Here is a 12,163-nt window from a genome sequence, read left to right as displayed (position 1 = left end):
AAGATGCTTCCAGTTAAAAAATTGGAAGCATCTTTTTTGACTTTTTTAGAAGATGGCCTCATGATGAGGAGGTGATAAAAGAATCAACTGTTCTAAATTTGGAATGGCTATCCCTTTTTTTTCAACCCGATGAATAATTCCCTTTTTCTCAAGATCCGTTAAAACACGGGTAACATACACTCTTGAGACGGAAGAGAAGCTAGCAATTGTTTTTTGGGTAATAAAGGAAGGAATCAGCATCTGACTACTATCATTTTCCTGTGGGATTTGTTTAGCAAGCTCAACTAGAGTGAAGATAATCCGTTCACTTCCTGATAACGAAGTGCCTACTAAATTTAAAGAATAGACGAGAATTTCACATTGTAAATTAGTGTATAAAAATAAAGGATAATCCGCAATATTTTGAGTAATCATTTGCGGTGTCAAATGAACAACTGTAATATCTGTTAGTGCAACATATTCATTTGGAAAATAAAAATCATTATACAAAGAAGCAAGACCTGTAAACTCATATTTTGTTAAAAAAGTCAGGGCTTTACTTCCACTAACAGTATCGGGGGCTGTTTGGATAACAAAGCCATCTAAAATCATGACAAAAGGCTCTAAGCCATCTTGCATGGGTAGAAGTGTTCCTTTTTTATAAAAAGTTTTTGTTAGGTTTAGTTTTTTAGCAAGAATGGTTTCAAAAAAAACTTTATTTTTTTGTTGGTTCATTTTTTTGAATTCATCCAAATTTTTAAAGGCCAAGGTTAAAACTCCTTTTTATTTTGATTGTTCAGTATAATTATCTAACATAATAATGAGCATGTCAACGTGAATGTTACTGAGTAACCACTGGGGATTTTTTTTAGTGATATAATAATTTTAATAAAAATAGGCTTCTGGGGAGAAGCGAAAAAACATCATGAAATCAGTAAATATATTTTGGGGATAGGCAATGGGGATTGCTGAATATTGTAACAAATACTTATGAGTGATTGAATATAAGACCTAAAAAATAAGCAATGAAAAAGAACGTAATGGATAGTGGGGACTATTCTTTACGTTCTTTTTTGTTGACTATTTAGAATGGAATAGAAAAGGCTAGAGAAACTGATTTTTCTAGCCTTTTACTGGTTATTTTTTTCTAGTAAATGTGGCAAGTACTTGATTGGTCTTGGTATCCACACTTTCCAGTTTATCCTTAGAAACCACTCTGATATAAAGCGTTTCTTTTTTAGGAAATTGATAGGTTAATTTAAATGAAGTTTCATTTTCTGAGATGATATCAAAATAATTTTGAGCATAGATATGTTCCTGTGCTTCATCTCTGATATCTGCTTGATGGCTGGTATCAGCTTTTAGTTCATCAAGCAATCTAATCAATTCTTCACTAGCTTCTGCGGGAGATGCATTTTCTGAGTATAATGTACTTAATTTTTGAGTCATTTCATTCGCATAAATAGATTGTGTGATTTCAGCTTTTTTGACAGACATTTCATAACTATCTGAGCTTCTTAAACGTTCTCTAGGAAGCTCATAACTCACTTTGAAGGTTGTTAAACCAAAAGTGTTTGTTTTGAAAACAGCAGAGCCATCTCCTTTAATGGTTAAAGTGGTTGGTTCCCCTAATTCTGTTTGAAGGTTTACTGCTTCAATATATTGCTGCTGTGGATTATTCAGCTGAACTTCCCAAGTCCCTGCAATATCGCGATATTGATTATGTGCACCTAATAAATAGCTGATCCCAAATCCTGCAATCAGTAAAACGATAAACAACGTTACCCATAGTGCTCTTCTTTTCATTTAAATCCCCCTAAACATATATCTTTCTAATCAAAAAAGGCTTGGTAGATTACTTGTAAAGCTTTTTTTTCATCCGCTTCTTTAACACCAAACATAATACTAACCTCAGAAGAGCCTTGATTAATCATTTCAATGTTAATAGCCGCATTCGCTAAACTAGTAGCAGCTTTAGCTGTGATCCCAACATTGTGATTCATCCCTTCTCCAACCACCATGATTAAGGCAAGATGATGCTGAATTTTAACCTCATCGACAGCTAATTCTTGTTTTAAACGATTTAAAACAGTTGCTTTTACTGCTTCAGTTAGTTGGTCTTCTCGGAGAATGATGGTTAATTCATCAATCCCAGAGGGCATATGCTCAAAATTTAACTGGCAATCTTCTAAGATTTCTAAAACATGACGTCCAAATCCAATTTCTCTATTCATCAAATATTTACGAATATAGATTCCACAGAAGCCACTATCACTAGCGATGCCAACGACAGGGGTATCAATAGCTTGTCTCTTTGTTGTAATAGTTGTTCCTGGTGCAGTTGGATTATTTGTATTTTTAACTTGAACAGGAATTCCTGCTTTAAAGGCTGGAATCAGTGCTTCATCATGAAAAACGGAAAAGCCAGCATAAGATAGTTCTCGCATTTCTCGATAAGTGAGTGCAGCAATTTCTTTTGGCTGTGAAACAATATGAGGATTTGCGGCATAAATCGCATCAACATCTGTAAAATTCTCATAAAGTGACGCCTGTACACCATTTGCAATAATCGAACCTGTAATATCAGATCCACCTCTTGAAAAAGTACAAATCCTACCTGTTTCAGTATAACCAAAGAAGCCGGGAATGACAATAATGTCATTTAATTGTCTTAAAGTTGCAATTTTTGTGTAAGATTGAGGTAAGATTTGAGCATTACCTGGTTCATTTGTAACAATCATCCCTGCTTGTAAGGGATTGACATAGTGGGCTTTTAAACCAGCTTGATTGAAATAAGCTGCAATCAGTCGAGCGTGGTTATCTTCACCGCTTGATTTTACCGCATCAAGATAGGCTTCTGGAGAAGTTACATCAAGTGTGAGCAATTTTTCAAGCTGTGCTTTAATCTCTTCCATGATAGCGTCCGTTAGTTTTAAATCATCCGCAATTTGTTGATAACGTTGCATAATTTTTGTTTGAAAGCCAGTTGTATCTGTTCCGGCTAATACTGCTTCCCCCAGTTCTATCAGTAAATCCGTTACTTTTTCATCTTCGGCAAACCGTTTACCAGGTGCTGAAACAATCATAAACTTACGTGTCGCATCTTCTCTCATAATATGTAGTACTTTTTCTAGTTGAGAGGCAGAAGCTAATGAGCTACCACCAAATTTGGTTACTTTCATCATTGCTGTCACTTCCTTTATTTTCTAAGAATATTGTATCTATTCTCGCTTTTTTTGTCCAAATAAGCAAGCTTTTTTAGCAAGAAAAAGTAAAAGTAGTCAAAAATAAAATATTTTTTTAGTAGATTAATGGTATAATAGAAGCATTCTAAATACAATGGTAAATGAGGTTAATGAATATGAGCAAAAAATTGTCATTATTTCTAGTGAGACATGGAGAAACTTTTATGAATCATTATGACCGTGTGCAAGGCTGGTCTGATACACCCTTAACAGAAAAAGGGGAACAGGATCTTTTGGTTTTTGCCAAAAATACAAAAGAGATTCCATTTCTGCAAGCCTATTCAAGTGATTTAAGAAGAACAGTTGTAACCGCCAATCTGATTATTGAACACAATCACTCATTACAGGAGACAACGGTTCAGCCAATGCCTGAGTTTAGAGAAACTTTTTTTGGCTCGTTTGAAGGAGAATTCAATCAAGTTGTCTGGGATTTAATTATTGAAAAATTAGGCTATGAGAATTTTGAAGATTTAATTGCAGGCTCTAACTCAGCAGAAATCCAAGATACAGTGAAATTATTAGATCCAGCTGGGCATGCTGAAAGCTATTTAGAGGTGATTACAAGATTGGAAGCGGGTCTAAAGGCTGTTGTAGAAGCACATCAAGGAGAAGAAGGAAATATTTTGATTGTTCTTCATGGGAATGTGATTCGCATGCTGTTAAATCATTTATTTGAGATGAATATTGATATCGTTGAAAATGCATCAGCAACCATTTTAAATTATGAAAATCAGCAATTTACAGTTGAAAAAGTCAATCATCTTTATTATTAATAGGATTTTTTTTAATGAAAGCTTACATTTTTTCTAGTAGAATAAGTGGTTGCTAGAGGGGTGGAAGCCATGAGGAAAATCAGAAGGATTGTGAAAATGCTCGTTATTTTGATCGTAGGCTATTTTTGTTTCATTGTGGCATTGATGTATCATGGTTCTCAAACACAGCCAGATACTTCTGCTGATACAATGATTATTTTAGGCGCAAAAGTTGTTGGAAATCCTGCTGAGCCGGGGACGGTTTTAAAAAGTCGACTCACAACTGCAGCTGCTTATTTAAAGGAACATCCAATCGTTTCGGTGATTGTCACTGGGGGACAGGGAGCAGATGAAACGGCAACTGAGGCGGATACAATGAAAGAGTATTTAATCGAATTGGGGATTGCAAGTGAGCGAATTCAAGTAGAAAATCAATCGACACGAACAATTGAAAATTTGATGTATGCAAAAGAAAAATTTGGTGTTCAAAAAGCAGTCATTGTGACAAGTGATTATCATCTCTTTCGTTCCTTGCTGTTAGCCAAACGGGTAGGAATTGATGCAAGTGGACTATCCGCGCAAACCAATGAGGGATATCGCATTAAAAGTACAGTGAGAGAAGTCTTATCTGTCACATATGCTTTTATTTTTGATCATCCAAAATAAACCAAATAAAGTAATGATATGTTAAAATGGGGGCTTTAAAGTGAGTAAACAAAAAAAAGTAAAAGCAATGGCAGTGGCAATGGGCGTCTTATTCTTATTAAGTGGTTGCCAAGAGAAAAAAGAAGCACAATCAGCAAAAGAATCAACAAGTGAAAGCCAAGTATCTGATGAATCAACAGTAGCACCTGAAAATGAAGTGCTGAAACCAATCACAGAACATAGTATTGACTATAAAGGTGTCATGATTGATAAAACTGACTGGCAGTTGATTTTAGCCAATAAAGAATTTCCAGTAAATGAAGTGGCAGGTTTAGAAATTCAGAATGCAGATAACAATCAAAGCATGGATCAACGTATTTTTCCGGCTTATGAAAGTATGAAGCAGGCAGCACAAGCTGATGGCATTGAGTTTTTACTTATTTCTGGATATCGCTCAGTAGAAGCACAACAAGGGATTTATGATCAAAGTATAGCAACTTACTTGAATCAAGGTTATTCAGAAGAAGAAGCCAAAAAGCTAACCTTAGATTATATTGCTTACCCAGGTACCAGTGAGCATCAAACAGGTCTAGCATTAGATATTGTGACACCACAATATAATCATGATGTTGGGGAGCTGGATGATCGCTTTGATGCCTATGATGGCGCAGTTTGGTTAAAAGAAAATGCCCATAAATATGGTTTTGTGATGCGTTATCCAACAGGAAAAGAAGACATTACAGGCTATGCTCATGAAGGCTGGCATTATCGTTATGTAGGGATTGATCATGCGACACAAATTTATGAAGAAGGTTTAACCCTAGAAGAATATCTAAAATTAGTTGACGATACGGTTCAAAACAACAAGAAGTAAAGAGACAGGTGTGGTGATGAATAAGTGAAGAAAAAAATCAATCAATGGATCAGAAAATTAAAAAGTCCAACCAAGCAAGGCCGTACGATTCGTGCTAGCTTATTCTTTGTTGTGGCTTTTATCTTGATTTTATTTTGTTCATTTTTATTATCACAGGAAGAAGTTGCTGTTGAACGACCTCAAGAATTATCAAAAGAAGAAAAATTTATTCAAAAAATTGGACCTTATGCAAAGCAGCAGCAAGTGGCCTATCAAATCTTGCCAAGTATTACCATTGCACAAGCAATCTTGGAATCTGATTGGGGAGAAAGTGAACTCTCAAAAGAGAATAATAATTTTTTTGGAATTAAAGGGACTGAACAGCAGCAAACCGTACTGATGAAAACCGCAGAATTTGTCAATGATGAATGGATTGAAGTAGAGGCGCGTTTTAGAAAATATGATTCATGGAAAGAATCCATAGATGATCATGCAAACTTATTTTTAGTAGGAACAACTTGGAATCCAGATCAATATTTGGCAGTCAGAAATGCGACTTCTTATCAGCAGGCCGCAAATGCACTACAAGAAGCAGGATATGCAACAGATCCTGCTTATGCCCAAAAATTAATTGAGCTGATTCAGCAGTATCAGCTAGATGAGTATGATCGATAATCGTAAGGAAAGGGAAACAATGACTGGCTTTGACCATCATTGTTTTCCTTTTTAAAATAAGATCAGTAGTATTTTTTTAGAAAATCAACTAAACTATAGAAAAGTAATTTTCAAGGAGGGCTTCATTTGACAGACGAAAAACAATTTATTCCAGAAATTACCACCTATTTAAAAAAGGACATTGTCACAGTGCCTGAAATCATTAAACAAGCAAGTGGGATTCGAATTTTTGGGAAAACCATTCAGTCTATTTTATTTAGTACAGATATTGCGATTATCAAAAATACCAATGCAGATGCGGTCATTGCTGTGTATCCTTTCACCCCTCATCCAGCGATTATTCAAGGGATTACCTCAGTCGCAGATATCCCTGTTTTTGCAGGTGTAGGAGGCGGCTTAACCCAAGGCAAACGTTCTGTAAATATTAGTTTATTTGCTGAGGCGGAAGGTGCAATAGCAGTTGTTTTAAATGCGCCAACCCCATTAGAAACCATTCAAGCAGTTGCAGAAACAGTTGATATTCCAATTGTTGGGACGATTGTTTCGGAATTTACTGATATTGATGAGAAAATTAAAGCAGGTGTGAGTATTTTTAATGTAAGTGGTGGTGCTAAAACAGCTCAGATTGTGAGACAAATCAGAGCACAATATCCTCAGCTACCCATTATTGCAACAGGTGGACCTACAGAAGCTGCGATTCAAGAAACCATTGCAGCAGGTGCCAATGCGATTACGTATACACCGCCAACAAATGGGATGCTATTTAAAAAGAAAATGGAACAATATCGTGAAGAAGAGGCCATGAAATATCAAACAGAGGAAGAGACAAAAAGAACTATCTGAATAAAGGAAAATATGGTATGATATGTAACATTATAGAGCTTTGGAAACATTGATAGGGGGAAATAAGGCATGAAGTTATTGGAAGAACGTATTTTAAAAGAAGGTACAGTCATTGGAAATGAAGTATTGAAAGTCGATCATTTTTTAAATCACCAAATTGATCCTGTTTTAATGCAAGCAATAGGGAAAGAATTTGCCCGACTATTTGAGGGGTTAGGCATTAATAAAATCATTACAATAGAATCTTCTGGGATTGCGCCTGCAGTCTTTGCAGGCTTAGAAATGGGGATTCCAGTTATTTTTGCCAGAAAACATAAAAGCTTAACTTTAACAGATAATTTATATAGCTCAACCGTTTATTCATTTACCAAAAAAGTGAGCAATGAAATTGCTGTCTCCAAACAATTTTTATCACAAGACGATCATGTTTTACTGATTGATGACTTTTTAGCAAATGGACAAGCTGCAGTTGGTTTAATTGATATTTGTAAACAAGCAGGTGCCCATATTTCTGGTGTTGGGATTGTCATTGAAAAATCCTTCCAAAAAGGAAGAGCACTGGTTGAAGAACAACAGATTAAGATTGAATCTTTAGCACGTATTGCAAGCTTTAAGGACAACCAAGTCGTATTTGTGGAAGAATAATAGCAATGAAGCAAACGTATCTTAGGATGACGCTTGCTTCTTTCATTAAGTGTTCTAATTGATAAGGAGTGTGAAATAATGTCTCATCAAGAGGAAATCATTCAACAAACAGAACAATATGTCCGTCATTTTTTTAAAGATGAAGGGACTGGTCATGGCTTTGATCATACACAAAGAGTGTGGCTAAATGCACAAAAGTTGCAAAAAATAGAAGGTGGAGATGCCTTTTTGATTGAGATGGCCGCACTCTTACATGATGTGGCTGATGAAAAATTAGTAGCAGATCCAGCTCAAGTAACCCTTGATTTACACGAATGGCTACAAAGCATCAATGTCTCACAAACCGCTATTAAGGAAATTCAACAAATCATTGATAGTGTTGGTTTTAAAGGTGGCAATGGTCGAAAACCAAAAACACTTGAGGCAAAAATTGTGCAAGATGCAGATCGCTTAGATGCAATTGGCGCAATTGGGATTGCTAGAACATTGCTTTATTCTGGTGCTACTGGGCAAGCATTATATGATGAAACAATCTTGATTCGTGAGGCAATGACAAATGAAGCTTATCGGAACATGCCCTCAACTTGTATCAATCATTTTTATGAAAAATTATTAAAAATTAAAGAGCTGATGCAAACAAAGGCAGCACAAGCAGAGGCACAGCAAAGACATGAGAGGATGTTATCCTTTTTAGAAGCTTTCTATGAGGAAACAGGTTATCAAAAACCAGGTATCGCCTATGATTAAGCAACAAAGATATGCATCTATTTTCCTCCTGATTTTGGGATCTGCAATTTGGGGAAGTACCTTATGGGTGCGAATGGCCTATCCAGACCTATTAGTTGTCTTTCCAATCTATTTTGGCAGTGCACCTAATTTAGGAACAAGCATGATGATGGCGCCGGCACTCGTTTTCTTGTCTACCTATCTCCAAAAAAAAGCAGCGAGCTTAAAATGGATTGGCAGTTGTGCGATTTTTACAAGCTTTTGCCAAATTTTGTCTGAAAGCTATTATTTATATAGTCATCAAGTAGCCTTTCAATGGATTGATATTCTTTATGGGATTGTCGGACTTGTGCTTGTTGTACTTGTCTATTATTTTTTATAAGATACTTGTGGAATAAAAAAGCTGTTATTTCCTAGAATGATAGGTTTGACAGGCATTCTGTTGCTTGATAGAATGAATAAGAACGTGTCATTTCAAATGGCTCATTTAAAGAAAAAGATGAAGCTAAATAAAGTAACGGGGAGTAGCGATGAACTCAACTAAAATGGTTTTACCTGGACAAACAATTGGCATTATAGGTGGCGGACAGCATGGTAGAATGTTGGCTTTAGCTGCTAAAAAATTAGGCTTTTCAGTAGGTGTCTTAGATGCAAAATTGAATGGATCAGCAGCGCAGGTTGCAGATTGGCAAATTCAAGCTTCATGTAACAATCCAGAAGCAATCAGACATATGGCGGAAAAATGTGATGTATTAACCTATGAATTTAAAGAAGTAGATATCGATTTATTAGCTTCTGTTGAAAATAAAGTACGTATTCCTCAAGGGCTAGAAGTGTTAACCATCACACAGGATCGTTCTTTGGAAAAAGCTTTTTTAGAGGCCAATAAAATCAATATTGCGCCCTATGCAGTAGTGATTGATACCTTAGATATCGAAAAAGCGGTTGAAAGCATTGGTTTTCCTTGTGTCTTAAAAACAGCTAGAAATAGCCATGAGGGTAGAGATCAAGTGGTAATGTATGAAGAGGAAGATATTCATTTATGTCAAGAAATCCTGAAAAGAGGGGTTGGCGTACTAGAAGCATGGATTCCTTTTGAGCGTGAACTAGCTGTGACAATTGCAAGAAATCAACAGGGACAAGTTAGTATTTTACCAGTTTCGGAAAACAATCATCGCTTAAATATCTTACATCAATCAATTGTTCCAGCAAGAATTGATGGGGATGTTTATGAAGAGGCGCAACGCTTAGGAAAACAAATTGCTGAGGGAATGCAATTAGTTGGTGTATTAGGGATTGAGATGCTGATGACATCCTCAGGTACAATTTATGTGAATGAGCTGATTCCTCATCCCCATCATGCTGGCTACTATTCAATTGAGGCGTGTGATTTTTCTCAATTTGAACTGCATATTCGTGGGATTTGTGGCTGGCCATTACCAGAAGTTCAATTATTACAGCCTGCTGTAACGGTTAATATCTTAGGTAGTTATTTAGAGGATGTTTATGCACAAATCGCGCTACAGCCAGATTGGCATTTTCATTTTTATGGTGAAGATAGCATAGGTGCCATTAAGCAAATGGGACATGTCACTGTTTTAGCAAATCAAACAGAGCAGGCCTTGCAAGCTATCAAATATTCAGAAATTTGGGATTAAATTTAGAATCAATGAGGAGCATGAGAACATGATAGAACGCTATACAAGACCAGAAATGGCTGCCATTTGGACAGATGAAAATCGTTATAAATGTTGGCTAGAAGTAGAAATTTTAGCAGATGAAGCTTGGGCTGAGCTAGGTGATATTCCAAAAGAAGATGTGATCAAAATTCGCGAAAATGCAGGCTTTGATGTTGCCCGTATTTTGGAAATTGAGCAAGAAACACGTCACGATGTAGTCGCTTTTACAAGAGCTGTTTCAGAAACTTTAGGGGAAGAGCGTAAATGGGTTCATTATGGTTTAACAAGTACAGATGTAGTCGACACGGCATATGGTTATCAATTAAAGCAAGTGAATGATATTTTACGTCAAGATTTACAAAACTTTTTAACCATTATTAGTGAGAAAGCCAAAGAATATAAATATACTGTGATGATGGGGCGAACACATGGTGTCCATGCAGAACCAACCACATTTGGTTTGAAATTAGCACTATGGTATTCTGAGATGAAACGTAATATTGAACGCTTTGAACATGCAGCCAAAGGTGTTGAAGCTGGTAAAATTAGTGGTGCAGTTGGGACTTTCGCAAATATCTCACCATTTGTAGAAGCTTTTGTCTGTGAAAAATTAGGCATTCGTGCGCAAGAAATTTCAACCCAAGTTTTACCTCGTGACCTTCATGCGGAATATGTGAGTACGATTGCGCTGATTGCAACGAGTATTGAAAAATTTGCAACTGAAATTCGTAGCTTACAAAAATCAGAAACAAGAGAAGTGGAAGAATTCTTTGCAAAAGGTCAAAAAGGTTCCTCTGCAATGCCGCATAAACGTAATCCAATTGGTTCAGAAAATATGTCAGGTCTAGCTCGTGTGATTCGTGGACATGTTGTGACAGCCTTTGAAAATGTGACCTTATGGCATGAAAGAGATATTTCTCATTCATCAGCAGAACGCATTATTTTACCTGATAGCACCATTCTATTAAATTATATGCTCAATCGTTTTGGAAATATTGTTAAAAATCTAACCGTCTTTCCTGAAAATATGAAACGTAATATGGATGCTACTTTTGGTTTGATTTATTCACAAAGAGTGCTTCTAAAGCTAATTGATAAAGGGATGAGCCGTGAAGAAGCTTATGATTTGGTACAGCCTAAAACAGCTGAAGCTTGGGACAATCAAGTCCAATTTAAACCTTTATTAGAAAATGATGCAAGAATTACAACCGTTTTAACACAAGCTGAAATTGATGATGCTTTTGATTATCAATACCACTTAAAAAATGTCGATACAATCTTTGAGCGTGTTGGCTTATAGGAAACCCAAAAGCCCCCAACTATAATAAAAGTTGAGGGCTTTTTAAAAAGTGAAGCATCAAAAGAAAGAGAAAGCAGGTAAAACATGGATATTTACTGGGAAAATTTATTAGCTAAGGAACAAAAAAAGCCTTATTTTGAAAGCTTACAAACCTTTGTGGACACCGCTTATGCTGAAACAATAGTTTATCCAGCGGAAGAAAACATTTATCAGGCATTAAAGCTAACGCCTTATCAACAAGTTAAGGTTGTGATATTAGGACAGGATCCTTATCATGGACCACATCAAGCACATGGGTTAAGCTTTTCAATTGCTTCTGAAGAAGCAAAATTTCCACCTTCATTAAGAAATATTTTTAAAGAATTAGCGACTGATGTCGGCATTGAACGTACCAATAAAAATTTGACAGATTGGGCAGAACAAGGAGTACTGTTATTAAATACTGTGTTAACAGTTGAAGCAGGAAAAGCCGCCTCTCATCGAAATCAAGGATGGGAAATTTTAACAGATTGTATCATTCAAGCCTTAAATCTTCGTGCTGAACCCATTATTTTTGTCCTTTGGGGAGCAGATGCACGAAAAAAAGTCCCTCTATTAACCAATTCACAGCATAAAATAATTGAATGTGTTCATCCTAGTCCTTTATCAGCACATCGCGGCTTTTTTGGGAGTAAGCCTTTTAGTCAAATCAATCATTATTTAACAGAAGCTAATCAGAAACCTATTCAATGGGGAGGATAATGAAAGGTTATTGCAGTAGGTTAAATCCCTCTTTTTTCTCTGGTTATGCTATAATGACTGAAATATCATGAGTTTGAGGG

General features: G+C 36.1%; 14 protein-coding genes. 11 read left to right on the top strand and 3 right to left on the bottom strand.

Annotated elements, in window-relative coordinates:
- Positions 1–45: 45 nt before the first annotated feature.
- The 3 genes from BMW29_RS02040 to BMW29_RS02030 form a co-directional block, all read right to left on the bottom strand.
- Positions 46–714: a Crp/Fnr family transcriptional regulator gene (locus tag BMW29_RS02040; protein ID WP_143047325.1), complete on the bottom strand. Its 669-nt coding sequence runs from the start codon at positions 712–714 to the stop codon at positions 46–48.
- Between the two features lie 402 nt (positions 715–1,116).
- Positions 1,117–1,785 (bottom strand): hypothetical protein, encoded by a 669-nt coding sequence (locus BMW29_RS02035; protein ID WP_092649789.1) that lies wholly within the window; start codon positions 1,783–1,785, stop codon positions 1,117–1,119.
- Between the two features lie 26 nt (positions 1,786–1,811).
- The gene (locus tag BMW29_RS02030) at positions 1,812–3,161 is read right to left on the bottom strand and encodes an aspartate kinase (protein WP_092650333.1); all 1,350 of its coding nucleotides are present in this window, start codon (positions 3,159–3,161) and stop codon (positions 1,812–1,814) included.
- 164 nt (positions 3,162–3,325) lie between these two features.
- On the opposite strand from BMW29_RS02030, the gene BMW29_RS02025 reads away from it, so the two are divergent.
- The 11 genes from BMW29_RS02025 to BMW29_RS01975 all read left to right on the top strand — a co-directional run bounded on the left by BMW29_RS02025 (position 3,326) and on the right by BMW29_RS01975 (position 12,083).
- Positions 3,326–3,997 (top strand): histidine phosphatase family protein, encoded by a 672-nt coding sequence (locus BMW29_RS02025; protein ID WP_092649787.1) that lies wholly within the window; start codon positions 3,326–3,328, stop codon positions 3,995–3,997.
- A 69-nt stretch (positions 3,998–4,066) separates the two neighbouring features.
- On the top strand, positions 4,067–4,642 hold the full coding sequence (locus BMW29_RS02020) for a YdcF family protein (protein WP_092649785.1): 576 nt from the start codon (positions 4,067–4,069) through the stop codon (positions 4,640–4,642).
- Positions 4,643–4,682: 40 nt separating this feature from the next.
- On the top strand, positions 4,683–5,495 hold the full coding sequence (locus tag BMW29_RS02015) for a M15 family metallopeptidase (protein ID WP_092649783.1): 813 nt from the start codon (positions 4,683–4,685) through the stop codon (positions 5,493–5,495).
- 24 nt (positions 5,496–5,519) lie between these two features.
- Positions 5,520–6,149, top strand: a complete 630-nt coding sequence (locus tag BMW29_RS02010) for a glycoside hydrolase family 73 protein (RefSeq protein WP_092649781.1) — start codon at positions 5,520–5,522, stop codon at positions 6,147–6,149.
- Positions 6,150–6,275: 126 nt separating this feature from the next.
- Positions 6,276–6,992, top strand: coding sequence for a beta/alpha barrel domain-containing protein (locus tag BMW29_RS02005; RefSeq protein WP_092649779.1), 717 nt, complete (start codon positions 6,276–6,278; stop codon positions 6,990–6,992).
- A 69-nt stretch (positions 6,993–7,061) separates the two neighbouring features.
- Positions 7,062–7,637, top strand: a complete 576-nt coding sequence (locus BMW29_RS02000) for a xanthine phosphoribosyltransferase (RefSeq protein WP_092649777.1) — start codon at positions 7,062–7,064, stop codon at positions 7,635–7,637.
- 78 nt (positions 7,638–7,715) lie between these two features.
- On the top strand, positions 7,716–8,384 hold the full coding sequence (locus BMW29_RS01995) for an HD domain-containing protein (protein WP_092649775.1): 669 nt from the start codon (positions 7,716–7,718) through the stop codon (positions 8,382–8,384).
- Positions 8,377–8,745 carry a hypothetical protein gene (locus BMW29_RS01990; RefSeq protein ID WP_092649773.1) on the top strand — a complete coding sequence of 123 codons (369 nt, stop codon included), beginning with the start codon at positions 8,377–8,379 and terminating at the stop codon, positions 8,743–8,745. The genes BMW29_RS01995 and BMW29_RS01990 overlap by 8 nt, the downstream gene beginning before the upstream one ends.
- A gap of 148 nt (positions 8,746–8,893) precedes the next feature.
- Complete coding sequence (purK, locus tag BMW29_RS01985; protein ID WP_092649771.1) at positions 8,894–10,021, top strand: 5-(carboxyamino)imidazole ribonucleotide synthase; 1,128 nt, start codon at positions 8,894–8,896, stop codon at positions 10,019–10,021.
- A 28-nt stretch (positions 10,022–10,049) separates the two neighbouring features.
- Complete coding sequence (gene purB, locus BMW29_RS01980) at positions 10,050–11,342, top strand: adenylosuccinate lyase (RefSeq protein WP_092649769.1); 1,293 nt, start codon at positions 10,050–10,052, stop codon at positions 11,340–11,342.
- 84 nt (positions 11,343–11,426) lie between these two features.
- Positions 11,427–12,083, top strand: a complete 657-nt coding sequence (locus BMW29_RS01975; protein WP_092649767.1) for a uracil-DNA glycosylase — start codon at positions 11,427–11,429, stop codon at positions 12,081–12,083.
- Positions 12,084–12,163 lie beyond the last annotated feature (80 nt).

This window comes from Isobaculum melis (assembly GCF_900111355.1).
GTDB lineage: Bacteria > Bacillota > Bacilli > Lactobacillales > Carnobacteriaceae > Isobaculum > Isobaculum melis.
The sequence above is the reverse complement of the archived record's forward strand: the minus strand, read 5'-3'. Positions and strand labels throughout refer to the sequence as shown.

Coding starts and splice junctions, on each gene's coding strand:
- BMW29_RS02040 (WP_143047325.1), bottom strand. CDS start 714: ATGAACCAACAAAAAAATAAAGTTTTTTTTGAAACCATTCTTGCTAAA.
- BMW29_RS02035 (WP_092649789.1), bottom strand. CDS start 1,785: ATGAAAAGAAGAGCACTATGGGTAACGTTGTTTATCGTTTTACTGATT.
- BMW29_RS02030 (WP_092650333.1), bottom strand. CDS start 3,161: ATGAAAGTAACCAAATTTGGTGGTAGCTCATTAGCTTCTGCCTCTCAA.
- BMW29_RS02025 (WP_092649787.1), top strand. CDS start 3,326: ATGAGGTTAATGAATATGAGCAAAAAATTGTCATTATTTCTAGTGAGA.
- BMW29_RS02020 (WP_092649785.1), top strand. CDS start 4,067: ATGAGGAAAATCAGAAGGATTGTGAAAATGCTCGTTATTTTGATCGTA.
- BMW29_RS02000 (WP_092649777.1), top strand. CDS start 7,062: ATGAAGTTATTGGAAGAACGTATTTTAAAAGAAGGTACAGTCATTGGA.
- BMW29_RS01995 (WP_092649775.1), top strand. CDS start 7,716: ATGTCTCATCAAGAGGAAATCATTCAACAAACAGAACAATATGTCCGT.
- BMW29_RS01990 (WP_092649773.1), top strand. CDS start 8,377: ATGATTAAGCAACAAAGATATGCATCTATTTTCCTCCTGATTTTGGGA.
- purK (WP_092649771.1), top strand. CDS start 8,894: ATGAACTCAACTAAAATGGTTTTACCTGGACAAACAATTGGCATTATA.
- purB (WP_092649769.1), top strand. CDS start 10,050: ATGATAGAACGCTATACAAGACCAGAAATGGCTGCCATTTGGACAGAT.
- BMW29_RS01975 (WP_092649767.1), top strand. CDS start 11,427: ATGGATATTTACTGGGAAAATTTATTAGCTAAGGAACAAAAAAAGCCT.